At 50.9% G+C, this 22,386-nt stretch carries 9 protein-coding genes; 8 read left to right on the forward strand and 1 reads right to left on the reverse strand.

What is annotated here, in order from left to right:
- Positions 1–315: 315 nt before the first annotated feature.
- Positions 316–1,803, reverse strand: a complete 1,488-nt coding sequence (locus B7990_RS08935) for a PHB depolymerase family esterase (RefSeq protein WP_088640626.1) — start codon at positions 1,801–1,803, stop codon at positions 316–318.
- 298 nt (positions 1,804–2,101) lie between these two features.
- On the opposite strand from B7990_RS08935, the gene B7990_RS08940 reads away from it, so the two are divergent.
- The 8 genes from B7990_RS08940 to B7990_RS08975 all read left to right on the forward strand — a co-directional run bounded on the left by B7990_RS08940 (position 2,102) and on the right by B7990_RS08975 (position 22,290).
- Entirely contained in the window at positions 2,102–4,438 is a 2,337-nt protein-coding gene (locus tag B7990_RS08940; RefSeq protein ID WP_088640627.1) for a family 43 glycosylhydrolase, read from the forward strand.
- 340 nt (positions 4,439–4,778) lie between these two features.
- Complete coding sequence (locus tag B7990_RS08945) at positions 4,779–6,275, forward strand: carbohydrate binding domain-containing protein (RefSeq protein ID WP_088640628.1); 1,497 nt, start codon at positions 4,779–4,781, stop codon at positions 6,273–6,275.
- A gap of 235 nt (positions 6,276–6,510) precedes the next feature.
- Entirely contained in the window at positions 6,511–8,406 is a 1,896-nt protein-coding gene (locus B7990_RS08950; protein ID WP_088640629.1) for a carbohydrate-binding protein, read from the forward strand.
- Positions 8,407–8,627: 221 nt separating this feature from the next.
- Positions 8,628–11,228 carry a carbohydrate-binding protein gene (locus tag B7990_RS08955; RefSeq protein ID WP_088640630.1) on the forward strand — a complete coding sequence of 867 codons (2,601 nt, stop codon included), beginning with the start codon at positions 8,628–8,630 and terminating at the stop codon, positions 11,226–11,228.
- An 18-nt stretch (positions 11,229–11,246) separates the two neighbouring features.
- Positions 11,247–13,310 (forward strand): family 43 glycosylhydrolase, encoded by a 2,064-nt coding sequence (locus B7990_RS08960; RefSeq protein WP_088640631.1) that lies wholly within the window; start codon positions 11,247–11,249, stop codon positions 13,308–13,310.
- A 272-nt stretch (positions 13,311–13,582) separates the two neighbouring features.
- Positions 13,583–17,080, forward strand: coding sequence for a glycoside hydrolase family 2 TIM barrel-domain containing protein (locus B7990_RS08965; protein WP_088640632.1), 3,498 nt, complete (start codon positions 13,583–13,585; stop codon positions 17,078–17,080).
- Positions 17,081–17,355: 275 nt separating this feature from the next.
- The gene (locus tag B7990_RS08970) at positions 17,356–20,355 is read left to right on the forward strand and encodes a glycoside hydrolase N-terminal domain-containing protein (protein ID WP_088640633.1); all 3,000 of its coding nucleotides are present in this window, start codon (positions 17,356–17,358) and stop codon (positions 20,353–20,355) included.
- Between the two features lie 273 nt (positions 20,356–20,628).
- Positions 20,629–22,290: a carbohydrate-binding protein gene (locus tag B7990_RS08975; RefSeq protein WP_088640634.1), complete on the forward strand. Its 1,662-nt coding sequence runs from the start codon at positions 20,629–20,631 to the stop codon at positions 22,288–22,290.
- Positions 22,291–22,386: the final 96 nt, after the last annotated feature.

Below are 22,386 nucleotides of genomic sequence, written 5' to 3' on the forward strand. Positions count from 1 at the left end.
AATTTGTAGATTGAATACACGAGAAAATTTAGTGTGACTCCTATTAAGGGTTCCGGCGAATGCCGGGACTCTTTTTGTATAGTATCAGTATGCTTGGCGCGCATGTCTGCATTCGTCATCGAGAATGCGCGGCACTCTCGTCATTCTCGAACGGAGTGAGTGACAACCTCAAAAGGCAAGAGTCGCGATCAAATTTGTTTGGGCATGACCGAGCCGAAGAGGTTGGGGCTTTGCCCCATCCATAGAATAAAAAATCGCTCCGATGGACTCGGAGCGATTTTGGTGTATATAGGATGAATTATGAAATCAAATTCATTACGGCAACGTGAAGGACTTCAGGAACGGCCAACCGATCTTGCCATCGCCCTGTTCGTGACCGCCACCCTGCTTGGTGCAGAGCACGACCTTTGTGCCGTCCTTGCAGTTGGAGTATTCGTTGCAACCGTTGGAGTTCTTGGACGGAGAGCCTGTGCAGCCGTTCTTTTGTGCCCAGAACTGGAAGTTGCCTTCGGCACCCAAGAAGTTCAAGCCGTCGTTGAATCCGCTATCGCCACCCTGGTAACGGCAGACGTTGTCGTTTGTACCGCGGAACATGATGATGGAGATCGGACGGTCAGGATTGCACTGTGCGCTGTTGGTCTTGTTCAAGTCCATACCTGCAGGAGCAACTGCGGCGTACACATCAGACATGAAGCATGCCACATGGTTACTCATACCGCCACCCATCGAGAAACCGGTTGCGTAAACGCGCTTCTTGTCGATGCAAACCTTTTCTTCAACGGCCTTGATCATTTCGCGAGAGAACTTCACGTCGTCATCGTCGGAGCAGCAAGGACCAACGTTCCAACCCGGACCCATCTTTCTGGAGTCAGCAGACTTCGTGCCATCGGGGTACAGAGAGATAACGCCTTCGGGGTCTGTCTGAGCCTTGTAGGTCGTGCCATTGAGCTGACCCTGACCGCTACCCATAACCGGATGGTAGTCCACAACGAGAGGTACCGGCTTGTCGCCCTTGTAGGCGCTCGGCACGTGCATGATGAACGTACGATTCTTACCATCGACGTTCACGGACATCTTGTGGTCGCCAGACTGGTAAGTCTTGCCGGCGCAGTTGATGATTACATCGTCAGCCTTGCTGCTAGAAGAGGCAACGGTGCTAGATGATTCCGGCTTTGCAGAAGAGCTGGAGGCGGCAATCTGGCTGCTGGATGTCGGATTGCTAGAAGCCTTTTCCATCGTAATTTGGACGTTTTCTTCTGTGAAGCTCTTCATCGTGTAGGAGAAGTTGTTGTAGCCTTCCTTGGCGAACATGATGGTCGGCAGCGGATCGCCTTCCTTGAGGAGTGTTACAGTCTTGCCGAGCTGGTAGGTGCCGCGGTTGCCGTCTGCGTTGATGCGGAGGAACTTTGCACCCTTGGCCGTTGTCTTGTTCAGATCAAGGCTGACCGAACCGTTGACATTGTGCTGCGTCTTGGAGAAGGCGACCTTGCCAAGAGCGTCCATGACAGAAACGGTAAGGGTCTGGGCTTTGATGCCCGAAATGGTAATGACGTTGTAGTTGAACTGGACGGAAGCCTTGACGGACTGCACGACTTGCAAGCCCACTTCGTCGTAGACGAGGCTGAATTTGCCGTCTGCGGCAGAGGTCGTTTCAACATTTGCGTAGTTGAAGGAACTGATTTTTACGCCTTCAAGCGGCTGTCCTGCTTTTGTGGACACGGTGCCGTTGATGCTCCAAGCGAAAGACAGAGAGCTGAGTGCTGCTACTGTTCCTGCGAATGCCATGGATTTGAACATGGTCATAGCGACTCCTTTTTATAGTTAAACATTCCAAACTCTATTCATCCACCCGGTCCAACCAAATCCCCCATGATATTCGCTAGACCTATCCAAAATATAGATGGGGGAGGCTTTATTTTGTCAAAATTGTTTTTTGAAAAAAAACAAAGCGTTGTGAAAATTGCGAAAAGGAATTTTTACAAAAGGGCGCGCTATTGATAAAAAATCCATAAAAAGGGTGCGCAATAGCGGGTAAAAACCATGTAAATGGGGTAGATTAAGATTGTTAGACTTGTCCAGTTAAGTTGGAAAAGGAGTGATTATGGGATTGTTTAGTAAAATGGCGAAAGCAGCCGCCGTTGTCGCGGGTTTTGCCGTTGTGAATAGCTTTGCAGTATCGGTCAATAACCCGATTATGTATGTCGATAGCCCGGACCCCTCGATTGTTCGCGTTGACGACGCTTACTACATGGTGACGACGACCATGCACTTTGCCCCGGGCGTGCCCGTTTTCAAGAGCACCGATTTGGCCCAGTGGCGCACGGTGGGCTATGCCTACCAGACTCTCACCAATAATGACAACATGAACTTGAACGGCGGCAAGGACGCCTACGGTAAGGGCTCCTGGGCATCAAGCATCCGCTACCATAAGGGATTTTTCTACGTGCTGACCCCGTCTTACACGACGGGCAAAACTCATTTGTACAAAACTGCCGACGTTGAAAACGGCCCATGGTCCGAAGTGCAGCTCCCGTTCTACCATGACCCTTCTTTGTTCTTTGATGACGATGGCACCGTGTGGGTGTTCTACGGCAGTGGTGACCAGATTAGCTACGTGCAGTTGAACGATGATGCTAGCGGCGTGAAGGCAGGTGGCCGTAGCGGTAAGCTTGGCGGCGTGAGCGTGAACCAGGCGACCGGCAAGAGCGGCTATATCGTGCAGCAGGAAGGCTCGCACATGGAAAAGGTAAACGGCGAATACTATCTGTTCACGATTTCTTGGCCGAACGGTTCCTGCCGTACCGAAGTGGTTTACCGTTCTAAGAACCTCTTGAGTGGATATACAGGAAGAGTTTTCCTCTCTGATAACGGTGTTGCGCAGGGTGGCATTTTCGATACTCCCGATGGCAAGTGGTATGCGCTTTTGTTCCGCGATTCTGGCCCGGTTGGCCGTATGTCGCACCTGGTGCCGATGGAATGGAAAGACGGTTGGCCGGTTCCGACGAGCGGATCCAAGGCTCCCTCGACGATTGACTTGCCGGAATCTCCGCTCCCGGGCTACGGCATGGTCACGAGTGACGATTTTGAATCTGGCGAACTTGCTCTCGAATGGCAGTTCAACCATAACCCCGATAACAAAAACTGGAGCTTGTCTGCAAATCCGGGATTTTTCCGCATTACCACGGGCCGCACGGATAGCCGTGTCGTGAATGCAAAGAACACTTTGACACAGCGTTCCTTTGGCCCTAAGAGTTCTGGCCGTACGCTTGTTGACGGCAAGGGCATGAAGGATGGAGACATGGCGGGCCTCGTTGCTTTGCAGGATGACAAGGGCTTTGTGGCTCTGGCTAAGGAAAGCGGCAGCTACAAGGTGGTGATGTACACCGGAAACAAGGACGGCGAAAGCCAGAAGGAAAGCAAGTCGATTTCGGGTTCCAAGGTTTACCTGCGAATTGATTTTGACCTGCCGATTGACCGCGGTACCGCATACTTCTATTACAGCACTGATGGCGACACTTGGACAAAGATTGGCAACGATGTCAAGCTCAATTACGACCTCCACATGTTCGTGGGAGTGCGCTGGGGCCTCTTTAACTTTGCAACCAAGCAGGCCGGCGGCTATGCAGACTTTGACTGGTTCAAGGTCGGTGTAGACGCAAACGATGAGATTTACCTCGATGGCGCCGGTTCTGAACCTGTACCGCAGACTCCTTTCTGTGCCGCAGGCGAAAACTGCCCTGCCAATGCAATCCCGGGCAAGATTGAAGCAGAAAACTTTGACGTGCCGGGCAAGGGCAAGGATGGTTCCTCTTACTATGACGGCGATTCCGAAAATCACGGCGATAGTGACTATCGCAAGGGTACTGGCGTAGACCTTTACAAAAAGGCAACCGGCGTCATTGTGGGCTACAACAGCGAAGGCGACTGGCTCGAATACACCGTGGACGTGAAGGAAGAAGGCGATTACACCATGTTCGCAGCTGTTGCTGCTGCGGGTTCCACCTCTAGCTTCAAGCTCTCCTTGGATGGCAAGGACATTACCGAAGAACTCTCTGTTCCGGCGGCAAGTTCTGGCGAAGATAATTACGATGAATACAATAAGGTGAAAGCCAATGTGAAGCTCCCTGCGGGCGAACATGTGCTCCGCTTTACGGTTGTAGGTTCCTGGCTTGATATCGACTACTTTACGTTCGTGAAGGGCGCGAATGCTAAGGATCCAGAAGAGACGATTGGCATCACAAAGGGCGTTCGCTATAATGTGCAGGGAGTGCAGACTTATGGTGTCTATGGCTTGAACGGTAAGTTCGTCGGCCGCGTGGATGCTTCCAGCAACTTCGATGTACGTAGCAAGGTGAACAACCTCGTGAAGGAAAGCGGCGTGTACGTCGTCAAGTCCCTCACCACCGGCACCACCCTCCGCCTCTCCGTAACAAAGTAATCCTCACAGTTTATTCATAGTTCCTCCAACACCCCCAAGGCTAGAAAGCGGATGCCAGAAGCGCAGCTTATGTGCATCCATTTTCTAGCCGTTTTTTGTGTTCTGTAAACACCCCCGAGACCAGGAAGCGGATGTCGGAAGCGAAGCTTACGGACATCCATTTCCTGGTCGTTTTGGTTGTTCTGCAAACACCCCTATTACACATTTCCAGAACAACCAAGAGGCCGCCCCTCCCTTGACAAATCGCAATGAAAAATAACGCCTTGCGCTGACACTCTCCCCCTCTCGAATATATCTTATAGTCAGATAATTGGGCCTTGTGTCCCAAGGAGTAAGAGGTATGTTTGGTAAAATTTTTAAGAAGGCGCATTGCGTCCTTTCTCTTGCCGTATTGGCGAGTCTCACTACATTTTCATTTGCAGACAACATTAATGTGAACGGCACGAACCGTACCATGAATGTGTATGCCCCGAAGAACATCGAAAAGGGCCGTCCGCTCATTATCCAAATGCACGGCATGAATCAGGATGCTCCGTATCAGCAGAATGCCGCCAAGTGGGAGCCGATTGCCGATACCGCACGTTTTGTGGTCGTGTTCCCGAACGGTCAGAACAAGGCTTGGGACATCTCTGGCGACAAGGACCTGAATTTTATCAAGGCCATCATTAACGAAATGTACAACAAGTACGGCATTGACAAGAATCGCGTTTACGTTTCGGGATTCTCGATGGGCGGCATGATGAGCTACCATGTGGCAAACAAGATGGGCGACCAGATTGCGGCCATTGCTCCGGTTTCTGGTGGCGGTGGCGTGAACTCGCCCAAGCGCGCGATGCCGATTATGCATACCCACGGCACGAGTGATGACGTGGTGAATTACAACAGCACCGTGAATACCCTCAAGGGCTGGGTCTCTGCGCAGAAGTGCTCTTCGAGTTCCAAGGTCACAAAGCCGTATCCGACAAACAAGTCGGGCTCTGCCGCCTCTCTCGAAGTCTGGAGCGGCTGCAAGGATAACGTCGAAGTCCGTTTGCTCACGATTGCTGGCAAGGGCCATTGGTATTCCATGGATGAGGCTGTCAGTGTCAATACGAGCGTCGAAATCTGGAACTTCGTGAAGAATTATTCCTTGGACGGTTCCACGCTTGCGCCGCCGATTGAGGTCCCGACTGACCGCGACAGCATTTTCAACGGTGGCTTTGATTCGACTGATGTCGCTTGGACTTTGCAGACTCACGGTAGCGCTGCTGCAACAGGCGATGTGAAAAATGGCAAGTATCAGCTTGACATTTCTGCCATCGGCACGGAAAATTACCAGGTGCAGGTGATTCAGCATGACTTGCATCTCGAAAAAGGCCAATGGTACGAAGTGAGCTTTGATGCTAGTGCCGGCGCCTCCCGTACGCTCGAAGTGAATGTGGAACAGCACACGGATCCGTGGGCAAGCTACCTCACCGAAAAGAAAAATTTTGAAATCGGCACGGAATCCAAGAAGTATTCCTTCCAGTTCCAGATGACCGCCGCCACCGACAAGGATTCCCGCTTGAGCTTCAATGCGGGCGCCTCGACAGGCACGCTCATGCTTGATAATGTCACGCTCAAGAAAATTGCGGAACCCGATCCGGGAACAATTGCGCTGGCTCCGTCTCTCCGTCTCAAAACGACCGCTGGAGTGTACAATGTTTATAGCCTTGCGGGCAAGCGCCTCGGTTTTGTTGAAATCATTGAAAACGATGTGCCGAACATGCAAAAAACGATGAAAAACGCAGGCTTTGGCAAGGGCGTCTACATCTTGCGCAGCAAAACACGCTCGTTCATGATGCCGGTGGATCGGTAAAAGGCTAAAAAGTTTCGTTCTCTCTCCAAGAGCAGTCCCCTTCGGGGGGCGCTCTTTTTTTACATCTCTCAATAACTAACCACTAAAAACCAATGACTCTTGACTAATAAATAATAACTAATTATCCATCGTGGATAATATGTCAAGGGAATCGTTTACGTACGTTGATTTTTTAGGCTTTTTAGGGGGTATTTTTAGTTTGGGGATGATTAATACTTAGGATACAGGAGTGCTTATGTTTGGTTTGAACAAGAAAAATGGTCGCAAGTTTGGAGTGCTAGCTTCTTTGGCTTTAGCGGGATTGGTTTCCCAGGCCTTTGCGCATCCGGATAGCTTGGTGCTTACGCCCCCGCTCGGGTGGAACAGCTGGAACGTTTTCCACGAAAACATCAACGAAAAGCAGATTCAGGAAATTGCCGACGCGATGGTCAATTCCGGCCTGAAGGATGCGGGCTATGTGTTCCTTAATCTGGACGATAACTGGATGGACACCAAGCGCGATGCCCAGGGCAACCTCCAGAACAACCCGAAGACTTTCCCGAGTGGCATGAAGGCCATTGCTGATTACGTGCATAAGAAGGGCCTGAAGTTCGGCCTTTACGGCGACCGTGGCAAACGCACCTGCCACCATTATAATAGCAACTGGCAAAGCGAAAGTGGTTCCAACGGCCACGAAGTTCAGGACGCCAAGAAGCTCGCTGAATGGGGCGTTGATTACTGGAAGTACGATAACTGCGACTCGGATCCGAGAACGCAGGAAAAAGATTACACTGCAATGTCCAACGCTCTCCGCAATTCCGGACGCGACATCGTGTTCAGCATTTGCATGTGGGAATACAAGGACTGGATGCCGAAAATTGCTAACCTCTGGCGCACCACTTTCGACATTGGTCCCGAATGGATTTCGACTTCGTGGTACCGCGGCGTCTACGAAATTATCGATGCGAACAACAAGTATTGGCAGATTGCAAAGCCCGGTCACTGGAATGACCCGGACATGCTCGAAGTAGGTAACAGAGGCCTCTCTTACGAGGAACAGCGCTCCCAGATGACGATGTGGTCCATCATGGCTGCTCCCATCATGATCAGTTCCGATGTGCGCAACATGAGCAACGAGACTAAGGAACTCTACCTGAACAAGGACATGATTGCCATTAACCAGGACTCCTTGGGCGTTCAGGGCCACCGCATTTCTGACAAGAATGGCAAGCAGGTTTGGACCAAGCCTTTGAAAAATGGCGATATCGCCGTGGCGCTTCTCAACAATAACAATTCTACCCAGACCGTCGAATGCAACTTTAAAGACATTGGCGTAGAGGGCGAAGTAGAAGTCCGCGATGCCTGGAAAAAGAAGGATTTGGGACCGGTCTCTAGTGTTTCTATTGAACTCCCGGCTCATGGTTCTGCACTGCTCCGCTTGGTTTTAAAGCCGGTTCCGCGCGAACCGTTCAAGGGCAAGCCTCTTGACATTCCGGGTAAGATCGAAGTGGAAGATTTCGATGTGAACGGCGTGGGTCAGGGCAACACCACTTACAACGAAAGCGATACAGAAAACCACGGCGATTCCGATTACCGCCCGGGTACTGGCGTGGACCTTTACAAGAAGGCTACCGGTGTCATTGTTGGCTATAACCAGGCGGGCGAATGGCTTGAATACACCGTGAACGTTGCCAAGACGGGTACTTACACAATGAGCGCTTCTGTGGCTTCTGCTAATAGCACCTCGAGCTTCAAGCTCTCCATGGATGGGAAGGACATTACCGAAGAAATCGCCGTGCCTGCAGCAACCGCCGGTGAAGACAACTATGACGAATACAATACAGTCGAAGCCAAGGTGAGCCTGACCGAAGGCGAACACATTCTCCGCTTTACGGTGACTGGCGACTGGATGGACATCGACTGGATTGAATTTTCCGATGAAACGGTGGGGCTTGCTAAAGTTCGTCTCACATCGTTTGAATCCGAAAATTCATACAACGTATTCGGCGCTACGGGTAAGCACCTTGGCCGCGTGGACTTGAACGGTGCTGGCTTGGCTCAGGCTCTCGAAAATGCGGGCTACGCACGTGGCACGTACATGATGCGCTCCGTCAAGGGAAATAAGATCCACCGTGTGAACGTCGCTAAGTAAAAGGCTTGGGAGGGCGTCGCCCTCTTGCAAAAAATCTCTCCTCACGCATTCGAAATGCCTCGCATTCCCGCGAGGCATTTTGTGTAATTCCTACTGCCCACTATCCATGGATAAACAGTCCACAATATCTTCCTCAGAACCATAAAAAAATAAGCATTTCAAGAATAATTTTAGAGTGTTGTTAGGGCAAACTATGTTTGGTTTTAAAAGTGAGGTTAGGTATGAGCTTCAAAACAATTAGTCATCTTGCTGCAGTTTCTGCACTCTTCTTGGGTGCGACTGTTGCGACCGCCGCTGATCAGGCCACTTTCTATGTCGCTCCCAATGGCAGCGATTCCAACAAGGGTACCGAAGAGGCCCCGTTCAAGACCATTACGCAGGCCCAGAAGGCTGTGCGCGCCATCAACGGCACCATGACGGGCGATATTTCCGTTGTTCTCCGTGGTGGTACTTACCAGCTTCCGAGTACGGTCAACTTCACCGAAGCTGATGGCGGCAAGGACGGCTTCTACGTCCGCTATAAAGCCTATCCGAACGAAACCCCGCTTGTCACTGGCGGTATCCCTATGTCCGGTTGGACCATTCACGATGAAAAGAATAACATCTGGAAGGTCGAAGGCGTCGAAGCCCGTTTCCGCCAGCTCTACGTGAACGGCAAGAAGGCTGTTCGTGCCCGTATGCCGAACCTCAAGGACAATGGCGACCACAACTTCTTCCGCTTGAACAAGGTGGACTCTACGGGTTCTGCATTCCTCCTGAACAGCGGCGATGTCAAGTCTACGGATTGGAAAAATCCCAAGAAGGTCGAAATTCATTTGATGATTGCATGGGCCGAAAGCATCTTGCGTCTTGACAAGATTTCCCAGCAGGGCAATACCTTCAAGTTTGAACCGCAGGATCCTGAAAGAAGCAAGCTTTTCCGCCGCAAGTACCCGATGCTCGGTACCGCTTTCATGAGCAATCCGCCGAAGCAGCAGGTCTACTACCTCGAAAACGCATACGAATTTATCGACCAGCCGGGTGAATGGTACCTCGACGAATCGACCAACACGCTTTACTACAAGGCCCGCGAAGGCGAAGCTATGGGCACGGCAAATGTCGTTGCACCGCGCGTCAACACGCTCTTCAGCATCCTCGGTAAGGATACGAAGAACAAAGTCGGTTACATGTCTTTCGAAGGCATCACCTTTGCCCATACAAACTACTTGCGCCCGAGCGAAGAAGGCTTCCTCGATTTGCAGGCTGGTATGTTCAACATCGAAGTCATGGCTGAAAACGGCCGTCTTGGCTCTAACAAGTTCCTCCTCTGGCGTCCGGATGCAGGCTTCCGCATCGAAAACGCGCACCACATGAAGATCAAGAACTGCACCTTCACGCAGATGGCTGCAACCGGTCTTGACATGGTCTCTGGCACGAACGATGACGTTGTTGAAGGTAGCGTTTTCTATGAAATCGGTGCAAACGGCATTATGCTCGGCAAGTTCTCTCAGGACTCTCTCACCGAAATTCACATTCCGTACAATCCGACCGATAAGGAAGAAATCAGCACTCGCGATACGCTCCGTTACAACCTCATCACCAACGTCACCAACGAACATCAGGGTGCTGTGGGTATTGCCGCTGGCTATCCGCGCTATGTCGTGATTGAAAACAACGAAGTGTCTTATACAAACTATTCCGGCATCTCTGTGGGCTACGGCTGGACCAAGCAGCAGACTGCCATGACGAACAACAAGATCAACAAGAACGACATCCACCACATCTCCCGTTTGCTTTGCGACTCCGGCCCGATTTACACCTTGAGCAACCAGGGCACGGGTAGCGAAATCAAGGAAAACTACCTCCACGATTACGGTGCATCTGAATGGTCTGACTACTGGGTTCTCCCGATTTACCTCGACGAAGGTTCTAGTGGCTTTGCTGTCGAAAACAACTCTTACAAGAACGCTCCGAGCGGCGTTGGCCGTAACGCTCCGGGTGAATTTACCGAAAAGAACAACAATGGTTACATCGCTTCTGTTGCCGAAGCTGCAGGCCTTCAGGGCGAATTCAAGAACATCGGGGATCGCATTGCTACAATCCCGCTTCCGGATTTCTCCAACGTGGTTCCGCAGGCTCCGTTTGTTGACAACATGACGATTCCGGGCTCTATCGAAATGGAAAACTACGATGAAGGCGGACAGAGCGTTTCTTTCAACGACAAGGACTTTGTGAACGAAGGCGGCGTCTACCGCGAAGATGGCGTGGACATCACTCAGATTGATTCAACCGACAAGTCGAAGGGCTACGCTGTGGGTTACACGCAGGCTGGCGAATGGATGGAATACACCTTGAAGGTGACTGCCGCTGGTGAATACGTGTTCCTCGCTAACGTTGCTTCTGGTCTCGAAGGCTCTAGCTTCCAGCTCTTTATGGATGGCAAGGCTATCAGCGATACGATTGTTGCCCCGAAGGGTGAAGACTGGAATACTTACGGTACCGTTGAAGGAAAGACGGCTGCTCTCGAAGCTGGTGAACATGTGCTTCGCGTGGCAATTACGGGTGCTTACCTGAACATTGACTGGATCAAGTTCGGTAAGACTAAGGAAGAAATCATTTCGATCAAGCCGAGCGTCCGTTACGGTTTGAACATGGATATTTCCCGCAGTTCCTCGCTTAACGTGTTTGATATCCGTGGTCAGCATTTGGGCCGCATTCACGTGATGGGTGTGCCGACGACAAGCTCTGTGATGCAGGCTATGCATGCGAAGAACTTCAAGTCCGGTGTCTACTTTGTCCAGAGCGTGAACAAGACCTTTGGCAAGATGATTCAGGTAAAATAATTTTGGAGTGGGATGACTATGAAACTTACAAATAAACTTTTGCTCGCGTTTGGACTTGGTTTTGCGTCCAATGCATTTGCAGAAAACCCGATTATCCAGACGTACTATTCGCCGGACCCGGCTCCGGTCGTGTTTGGTGATACCGTCTGCGTGTACACGGGTAACGACGAAGGCGGTTCCTTCTTTACCATGCACGGTTGGCGCGTCTCTTGCACCACCGATATGGTGAACTGGACCGATATGGGCGAACTCATCCTCACGAATGAAAGCTTTGGTGGCAATGCCAAGAAAAACGGTGACTGGGCTGCTCAAGTTGTTCGTCGCAATGGCAAGTATTACTACTACGTGACTGTAGAATCGACTCGCGGTGGCCGCGCTATCAACGTTGCCGTGGCCGACAAGCCGGAAGGTCCGTTCAAGGATGCTCGTAATGGTCAGCATCTTGCAGGTCCGAACTGGGATTACATTGACCCGACCGTTTGGATTGACGATGATGGCCAGGCTTGGCTCTACTGGGGTAACCCGAAGCTCTATTACGCCAAGCTCAAAGAAAACATGATTGAGTTCGATGGCGACATCAAGGTGACGGATATGGGCAGCGGATTCTCTCCGGGCGGAAACTCCGTTTACACAGAAGGTCCGTGGATCCACAAGCGCGATAAGAAGTATTACATGATTTACGCTTCCCATGGCGTGCCCGAAAAGATTTCTTACTCCACCAGTGATTCTCCGACGGGTCCGTGGAAGTGGGGTGGCATCATCATGGATCAGGGCAACGGGACTGCGTTCACAAACCACTCCGGTCTCATTGACTTCAAGGGCCGTAGCTTCTTCTTCTATCACAACCAGAAGAACGTGAATGGCGGTGGCTATAGCCGTTCTACTGCGGTTGAAGAATTTACCTGGAATGCTGACGGTTCGATTCCGACCATCAAGTCTACGAATGATGGCGTCAAGAAGCCGATTAAGAACCTTGACCCGTTCACGCGCGTTGAAGCAGAAACCAAGTCTTGGGTCGGTGGCATCAACGTCGACAAGAGCGGTGGATACACCATCATCAAGCATGTGGCAAAGCAGGGCGATAACGTCTACCTCACCAACATGGGCTCGAATTTCTATACAAAGGTTCGCTCCGTGGATATGGGCGATGGTGCAGACCGCATCATCGTTTGCACGAGAGGTAATGGCGGTAAGATTGAACTCCACGCTAAGTCTGAAACTGGAGCAACACTTGCAACGATGAATATTCCGGCAAGTTCTAGCTGGCAAGAAAACACCTTCGACTTGAAGGATGCTGCAGGCGTTGAAGACTTGTTCTTCGTTGTCAAGCAGGGTGGTTTCGATTTCGACTATTGGTACATGGAAAGCGAAAAGACGGCTATTCCGCAGACCCCGTTCAAGGAAGTCGCATCTGCAATTCCTGGCAAGATCGAAGCTGAAGACTATGACGTGGGTGGCCACAATAAAGCCTTCTACGATAACGATCGCGAAAACAAGGGCGGCGCCTATCGCGAAGACGAAGTGGACATCGTGCAGATCGATTCTACGGACAAGTCTAAGGGCTACGCTCTCGGTTACACCGAAGATGGCGAATGGGTGGAATACACTATCGATAACCAGATTGCGTCTGAATACACGGTTCGTTTGAACATGGCTACGGCATCTGATGATGTCGGCGTCCAGTTCTACGTTGATGGCAAGGAAATTACCGATGTCATCAAGGCGCCGCAAGGTGAAAATTGGGACACGTATAGCGAAGTCAAGGTGCAAACAAAGGAAATTCCGAAGGGCGAACATGTGCTCAAGATGCAGATTGTTGGCAACTACGTGAATGTAGACTGGTTTAAGTTCTGCATGGGCTTTGACTGCGAAGATAAAGTTTCGCTCCGCAGCCCTCGCGTGGAACTTCAGATTCCTGAGAAGATTTACGCCGTCTTTGGCATGACGGGCAAATTCCTCGGCAACGTCGAAGTCAACGGTCAGAGTGTTGCGAAGTCCATCCGTTCCGCTGGCTTTGTTCCAGGCGTCTACATGGTCCGTAGCCTCGGTCACTCTAAGACCTTCCGCGTGTTGGTTAAATAAGGTCACTGTGAACCCGTTAGCGACCGCGTCATCCTGAACCCGTCAGGGTGAAGGATCCAGTTAAATTTCAGAATGGCGACCTCCGGGCCGCCATTTTTTATTGTCATAAAAAGTCTTGACATCTCGAATTAGAACATTCCAAATCGCAATAAATAAAAGCTTTCCTGCGTGTTCGACCCTTGATAAAATGTCCACAGAACCTTGTTTTAGAGGTGAAAAAAAATTCGTTTTTGAGGGTATCTTTGAATTAGGAATATGATAAGGGAGGACTTATGAACTTTGGTTCTAGTTTGTCTTTGGTTTTGGCTGCTGGTCTCGTGTCAGCTGCATCTTCGTTTGCCCAGCCTAACGACGAGTGGAATGGCAAGCCGAGAATTTTTGGTGTGAATACGTTGAACCCGCACGTGACTTCGATGCCGTACACCACGGTTGAAGAGGCTGTGAAGGGCGACCGTCACGCTTCTGAATGGTATCAGACGCTTTCGGGCGAATGGAGATTTTACCATGTCGATAAGCCTAGCCAGCGTAACAATGATTTCTACAAGGACAACTATGATGTTTCCAAGTGGGATAAAATCAAGGTTCCGAGCTCCTGGCAGCTTTTAGGCTATGACCATCCGATTTACACGAACGTCATTTATCCGTGGTCCCAGAATAACCGCGTTTCTGCACCGTATGCTCCGACGGATTTCAACCCGGTCGGTCATTATCGCCGTACGTTTACGGTTCCCGAAAATTGGGATGGCAAGCGCATCCGTTTGCACTTTGAAGGTGTTGAATCCGCTTACTATGTATGGGTGAACGGCAATTATGTCGGCTACAGTGAAGATACTTTCACGGGTCATGAATTCGATATCAATAAGTACCTCCGCAAGGGCGAAAATAACATCTCCGTGCAGGTGTTCCGCTGGTGCGACGGCTCTTGGCTCGAAGACCAAGACTTTATTCGTCTTTCTGGCATTATGCGTGATGTGTATATCTACGCAGTGCCGCAGGTCCATATTCAGGACTTCCAGATTGATGCTACTCTTACGAACAACTACAAGGATGGTCTCTTAAAGACGACCGCTTGGATTTACAATTCTACGGGCAAGCAGTCTGGTGATTACACCGTGGAACTTTCTTTGTACGATGCTTCCGGTGCCGAAGTGATTAAGCCGACTTCTCAGAAGGTTTCCGGCATTGGCCCGAATGGTGCCGAAAAGAGCGTGCATTTCGAAATTCCGTATTCTTCTCCGAAGCGCTGGTCTGCCGAAACACCTGACCTCTATACCGCAGTGCTTACGTTCAAGGATGCTGACGGCAAGATTCTCCAGGTTGAAAGTAACAAGATTGGTTTTAGAAAAATTGAAATCAAGAAAGATAACGGCGCTCCGCGTTTGTATGTAAACGGTATGCCTGTGAAGTTCCATGGTGTGGACCGTCACGAACTTGATCCGGATAACGGCCGTGCTGTGACTTACGATCGTATGGAAAAAGACATTATCCTCATGAAGCGCTTCAACATCAACGCGCTCCGTATGTCTCACTATCCGAACAATCCGGTGATGTACGATCTCTGCGACAAGTACGGTATTTACGTGATTGACGAAGCGAACGTCGAAAGTCACGGTGCAAATAATGACCTCCCGAAGAATAGTGACGACTGGCGCGCTCCGGCTGTAGACCGTATGAATACCATGGTGCAGCGCGACAAAAACCATCCGTCTATTATTCTCTGGTCGCTCGGTAACGAAGCGGGTAATGGTAACGTGTTTGCCTCGGAACGTGAACGCGCTCACCAGATTGATTCCACTCGCTATGTGCATTACGAAGGCGACTGGAACAATGCCGATGTGAACAGCTGGATGTACTTTGGTCCAGATGCTGTCCAGAATTATCGCGATGCCAACAAGCCGATTATGTTGTGCGAATACGAGCACGCAATGGGTAACTCCGTGGGTGACTTGCAGGAATACATGGACGCCTTCTACGGTAACCCGCGCTCTTTCGGTGGCTTCATTTGGGACTTCATTGACCAGGGCCTGCGCCACAAGGGAACTCCGTACTTCGAATTTGGCGGTATGTGGGGCGACTGGCAGAACGACGACAACTTCTGCGCTAACGGTCTCGTGTTCCCCGATCGTAAAATCCAGCCGGAAATGTGGGAAGTCAAGTACCAGTACAGTCAAGTTCGCGTCCACAACGTAGACGCCGCAAAGGGCAAGATTGAAATTGAAAGCCGCTACCTCTACAAGAATCTTGGCGACTTCCTCGATGCCTTCTGGCAGATTAAGGAAAACGGCAAGGTCATCAAGGAAGGTAAGATTGACGGGTCACAGATGAACATCGGTCCGAACCAGAAAAAGACCGTGACGATTGACATGCCGAAGATTGAAACGACAGTCGGTGCCGAGTACTTCCTGGATATCGATTTCCGCTTGAAAAAGGATGAACTCTGGGCAAAGGCTGGCTACAGCATCGGTCACGAACAGTTCGGCATTGATTTAGGCCAGCTTTGGTCTACTGAAATTGATGTGAGCACCATGGAGGCCCACAAGGTCACTAAGAACAATGGTCTCACGATTGAAGGCTCTGATTTCAAGATTAAGTTTGACGAAAAGTCCGGTACGCTTGCAAGCTACGTTCTTGATGGCGATACGATTATCAAGAACGGCGGCCGTCCGAACTTCTGGCGCGCCCCGATTGATAACGACAAGGGCTTCAACATGGAACGTGGCCATGGCGAATGGCGCAAGGCAAGCAACAACCGCTCTGTCACTTCCGAAGTCAAGGAAGTTTCCGCTCGCGAAACGCAGGTGACGTTCAATTTCGGTTTCCCGGATGTCGGCAGCACCCGCATGAAGCTTACATACACGGTTTACGGCAGTGGCGATATCGTTGTGGAATACACGCTCAATCCAGATGGGTCCAAGAGCTATTTGCCGAACGTGGGTACGCTCTTCACTGTTCCTGGTGGTTACGAAAAGGTCCGTTACTTTGGTCGTGGTCCGGACGAAAACTACATCGGACGTAACCGCGGTAGCTTCATGGGACTTTATTCGACGTATGCAGACTCTATGACCGTCATGTACATGGAAATTGGCGAAACGGGCCAGCGCACCGATGTGAAGTGGGCTACGCTTACAAACGAAAAGACGGGCAAGGGCCTTATGATTGTGGGTAACCCGCGCATGGAATTCAGCGCCCAGCACTACACTCCGGAACAGCTCACTAATGTAAAGCTCCCGTGGGAACTCAAGCGCGACAAGGATATCACGCTCCGTGTGGACTTGCACCAAATGGGTGTCGGTGGCATCAACTCTTGGGGCGCAGAACCGCTCAACGCTTACCGCCTGAATGCCAATCGCGAATACTCTCACAAGTTCCGCATAGCTCCGATTCGTAAGCAGTTGAACGATCCGACAGAATACTCGCTCCTCGGTTTCACGAACTTCGGTTGGAATAAAGAAATTCCGCCTGCAAAATACGGCCGTGACGAGATCAACAAGATTTACGAAAATCAGCCGGAAAAGGATATCACGGAAGGCGCAAATCCTGATACGGAAGGGCTTATTCCTGTAGCGCTCCCGGGCAAGATTCGTGACCTCTCTGTCGCAGAAAAGAACTACAATGTCTTTGATGCTCAGGGCAAGAAGGTTGGTGCGTTTACGACTCGCGGTGTCGAAGACCTCCATGCGATTACGTCTGGGCTCGTCAAGAATTCTGGCGTGTATATCGTGAAGTCTCAAAACGGCGGCCAAGCTTTCCGCATCACTGTGAAGAAGTAAGAAATAATCGATTGAAGAACTGTCATCGCGAGGCTTCCAACAGCGCCCCGCGATGACTTTTTTTATGCCCTCGTCCAAGCGCTGCGTCATTTGTCATCCTGAGCGAAGCGTAAGCGGAGTCGAAGGATCCAGTGATTTTTTAATAGAAAATGCATTGATAAAAAATCAATGAGAAGAATTCCAAACCTATATGAAATCCCCTCTCCGAGGGGTATTTTTTATAAGCAGGATCTAGTGATTTTTTATGGTGTTGTTTTGGGTTAATGGAGAACACTATGTTTAGAACAAAGAAATCTTTAGCAAGCCGAATCCTTGGCTCTGCGGCATTAGTTTGTGCCGTAGCCTTTTCGAATGTCGCCGCGACAACGGACAATCCGCTTACGCTTTGGTACAATAGTGATGCCGGTACCGAATTCACGAATGCGCTCCCGATTGGTAACGGCTACATGGGTGGCCTCATCTACGGTGGTGTCGAAAAGGATTACATCGGCCTCAACGAAAGTACAGTTTGGTCAGGTGGCCCGGGCGATAACAACAAGCAGGGGGCGGCAAGCCATTTGAAAGATGCCCGTGACGCCTTATGGCGTGGCGACTATCGCACAGCGGAATCCATCGTGTCTAATTACATGATTGGTCCGGGTCCAGCAAGTTTCCAGCCGGTGGGCGACTTGATTATTTCTACTTCGCACAAGGGGTCCACGAATTACCGCCGTGAACTCGATCTTAAAACGGCTATCGCAAAGACAACGTACACGCATAGCGGCGTGAACCATACGCGTGAATATTTCGCAAGCTATCCCGATCACGTGATTGTCGTGCATCTCTCTGCCGATAAGGATGGCTCCGTAAGCTTTGGTGCAACGATGACGACTCCGCATCGCAATAACCGCATGACCTCCAGCGGCAACACGCTCATTTACGATGTCACGGTCAACTCCATCAAGTTCCAAAATCGCTTGACTGTTGTTACCGATGGCGGCAAGGTCAGCGTCGTAAACGGCAACATCAATGTCGAAGGTGCCAACAGCGCAACGCTTATCCTCACGACCGCTACAAACTTCAAGTCTTATAACGATGTGAGTGGCGATCCGGGTGCTATCGCATCCGAAATCATGTCGAAGGTTGCAAAGAAGTCCTATGAAGATTTGCTTGCAGCACATCTCAAGGATTACCAGACGATTTTCAACCGCGTCAAGCTGGACCTCGGTACGGCGGACAAGAGCGCAGGCGATATCACCTCTACCCGCGTCAAGAATTTCAATTCCACGAACGACCCGTCTCTCGTAGAACTTCATTACCAATATGGCCGTTACTTGCTCATCGCAAGTTCTCGGAAGGGTGGCCAGCCGGCCAACTTGCAGGGCATCTGGAATAAGGACACGAACCCGATTTGGGGCAGTAAGTACACCACCAACATCAACCTCGAAATGAACTACTGGCCGGCAGAATCCGGCAACCTCGAAGAATGCGTTTGGCCGCTCATTGACAAGATCAAGTCTATGGTCCCACAGGGCGAAAAGACCGCTAAGGTGCACTGGGGCGTTGACGAAGGCTGGGTGGAACACCACAATACCGACCTTTGGAACCGTTCTGCTCCGATTGATGGCGCTTGGGGCCTTTGGCCGAGTGGCGCGGGCTGGCTTAGTACGCACCTTTGGGAACACTTCCTCTACAATCCGACCGATAAGGAATACCTCAAGGATGTTTACCCGACAATGAAAGGTGCTGCGCTTTTTTTCGTGAACAGCCTCGTCGAAGAACCGACCACGGGCAACAAGTACTTGGTGACGGCTCCGAGCGATTCCCCTGAAAACGACCACGGCGGATACAACGTCTGCTTTGGCCCGACGATGGACAACCAGATTATCCGCGATGTGCTGAACTACACGATTGAAGCTTCCAAGATCCTTGGCGTTGATGAAGATGTGCGTACCAAGATGGAAGCGACCGTCAAGCGCCTCCCGCCGACAAAGACGGGTAAGTACGGACAAATTACGGAATGGCTCCAGGACTGGGACGATCCCAACAATAAAAACCGCCACATTTCTCACTTGTATGGCCTTTTCCCGAGCGCTCAGATTACGCCGGAAGAAACTCCGGACTTGATCAAGGGCGCGGGCATCACGCTGGAACAGCGCGGCGACGATGCTACCGGTTGGTCTCTCGCTTGGAAGATTAACTTCTGGGCCCGTATGCACGATGGCGATCACGCTTACAGAATGATCCGTATGCTTCTCACGCCGAGCAAGACTTACAACAACTTGTTCGATGCCCATCCGCCGTTCCAAATTGATGGTAACTTTGGTGCAGTCTCCGGCGTGAACGAAATGCTCATGCAGAGCCACAACAACAGAATCAACCTTCTTCCGGCACTTCCGTCGCAGTGGGCGAACGGTTCCGTGAAGGGTATTCGCGCTCGTGGCGGTTTCGAAATCGATTCCATGGCATGGAAGGGCGGCAAGCTCACGTATGTGGCTATCAAGTCTCTCGTAGGTAGCACATTGAATGTTGTGTCCGGTTCTAACAAGTTCTCGACCGCAACGGTTGCAGGCAAGGTCTACGAATTCGACGGTAATCTGAAGGTGACAAACGCTCCGTTTGACCCGCTCGATATCCCGGCGAAAATTGAAGCTGAAAACTACGTGGCTATGGACGGTGTGCAGATTGAAGAAGATTCTCTTGGCACACCGAACATCGGCTGGATCAATGATGGTGACTGGACGCAGTACTATGTGAATGTGGCAACTGCTGGCAGCTATGTCTTGACGAGCCGCCTTGCAACGGGTTCCGAAAAGGAAAGCGTCATCACGGTCACGGATTCTACAGGCAAGATTCTCGGTACGCTCTCAGTTGACCCGGCAAAGTCTAAAGGATGGAACGACTGGTACGAAACCTCGACAAAGATCACGCTCCCGGCAGGCAAGCAAAAGCTCACGTTCACGTACACCGGCGAAGACACTTACCTCTGCAATGTAGACTGGTACAATCTTGAAGCTGACCCGACATCAATTTCTATGCCTGCTGTGTATGGCTCTTCGCTCTCCGTAAGTCGCGTTCCTTACTCTCACGCATCTATTGCGTTGATGGTCAATGCTCCGGCAAGTGATTATGTTGTCCATCTTATGAGTGTCAACGGCAAGTTCATCGGCTCGCAACGCGGTCACGGCGAAGGTCTTGCCGAATTCGGCAAGAGCGCACCTCTTGCTCCAGGCATGTACTTTGCCATCATCAAGAGCGGCTCCCAGCAAAAGACCATGAAACTCTCCGTCCATTAACTCCTTTGTCATCCTGAGCGGAGCGAAGGACCCAGTTAAGTCTCGATATCACATTTTCACCCTCACTCACAAGGCCCTGAATCCTCGCGGTTCGGGGCTTTTTCGTGTTATGTCTCCCCTGATTTATTCCGGGGTCGCCATACACACTCGCAATTACAGATTCTTCCTATTGATAAATTGACAAAACAACTTGCATCTCCTCATGCGCCATCCCGCTCCCCATAGAATACTTTTATAAGTGGGTTAGTAGAACGATTAAAAAAGGATGCTATTATGAAAACGTTAGGAGTTCTTGGTTTATCTTTTTTTCTTTGCGCAAACTCATTCGCTGTTACAAGCCAGTTCCGCGGTGTCAACTGGGCGGATAAGCGCGACAACTTCGTCTCGGATGTTTTGGTACTTTCGGGCTTAAGCCTTTCCGACAATCATGAATCGGCTTATGCCATTGCCGACCGTATTGTCGGGCAGTTCCAGGAAGTGCTTGGTACAAACAGTGTGCGCATGCCGGTGAACGAACCGACCATTCTTAAAGCTTTTGACATGTATTCGGGTGCTTTGGATGCTGCTCTTGAACATGGTCGAGTGGCTATGGGCTACTGGGGCCCTGCGCAGCCTGCGGGCCCCAAAAACATGGACGATTGGTGGAAAATGTGGGCGAAACTCGTCGAAACATACGGCGACCATCCGAACGCCTACTTTGAAATTTTCAACGAACCGCACATGTATAACAAGACGGACCTTCGCAATCTCTATGCGGATTGGCTCAAGAAATTCCCGAATGTCCCGCGCGACCACATTTTGCTCGATGGCTCCGGCCTCGCTTGGAACGTTCCGGACATCGCTGACGACCCGCGCTTTGAAGGCTGCCTCTTTGCCGTTCACGAATACACGTTCTGGAACATGAGCATCACTACCGAACAGGGTTGGAAAAACAGCTTCAAGGGCAAGGTGGGCAAGTACATTGACCGCACCGTCTGCACGGAATGGGGTGGCGCCATGTCTCCGGGCGAAAAGAACGGCGTACATTACGATTATCAAGATTACAACAAGGCTCCCACCAACTACTTCACCGCTTACATCCGCGGCATGTCCGACCAGCTTCGCGAATGGGAAATGGGCAGCTTCTACTGGCCGGGCCTCCGTGATGGCGACTGGTACAGCATGACCAAGCGCAGTGGGGAAGGCGTAAACACCAAGCTCCAGATAGTGAACCAGTCCGGTGTGGACCGCATGCAAATGGCTTGGGCCGATACCGTCGAGACGGACCCGCTTAAGCAAGATCCGTTCGGAGGTTTTGACGCTGACGGAGCCGCCATTGCTGGCAAGGCTGTTTCGCTCCCTGGCAAAATTGAAGCCGAAAATTACGACCTCGGCGGTAGCCGCGTCTCGTTCTACGACAAGTCTTCCGCAAACGAAGGCGGCTTCTACCGCAAGGACGCCGTGGACATTGTTGTTCTTGATTCCGCAGACCTCTCGAAGGGCTATGCTTTAGGCTACACGCAGGATGGCGAATGGCTCGAATACACCGTGAATGTTGCAAAAACATCGAAATTCACCGTCGAACTGCAAATGGCGACTGCTTCCGAAAAGGCGGGTGTGCAACTCTATATCGACAACAAGGCCGTTTCCGACAGCATCATCGCAAAACAGGGCGAGGATTGGTCCACTTATACCGCTGTGCAAGCCCAATTGGGTGAAATTGCTGCCGGAGAACACGTCCTCAAGATGCAAATTGTGGGCAATTACGTGAATATCGACAATATTCGCTTCTGCGAAGGTGAAAAATGCGAAGAAACGGTCGGAATCCGCGCAAATCGCGCTTCCTCCGTGCGCACTCTCGAAAACTCCTCCCCGCGCCTCCGCATCCAAAACAACAAGCTTTTCGTCGAGAAAAACGGCCGCCACTTCGACCTCACCGGCCACCGCATCAGGTAAGCATTGTCATGTCCGCCGAAGCCTGTCATGCCCGACTTGATCGGGCATCTCCATTACGAATATTCCGTTATGGATTTTTTATCAATGATAAGTATT

The sequence above is a fragment of the Fibrobacter sp. UWB4 genome, from assembly GCF_002210345.1.
GTDB lineage: Bacteria > Fibrobacterota > Fibrobacteria > Fibrobacterales > Fibrobacteraceae > Fibrobacter.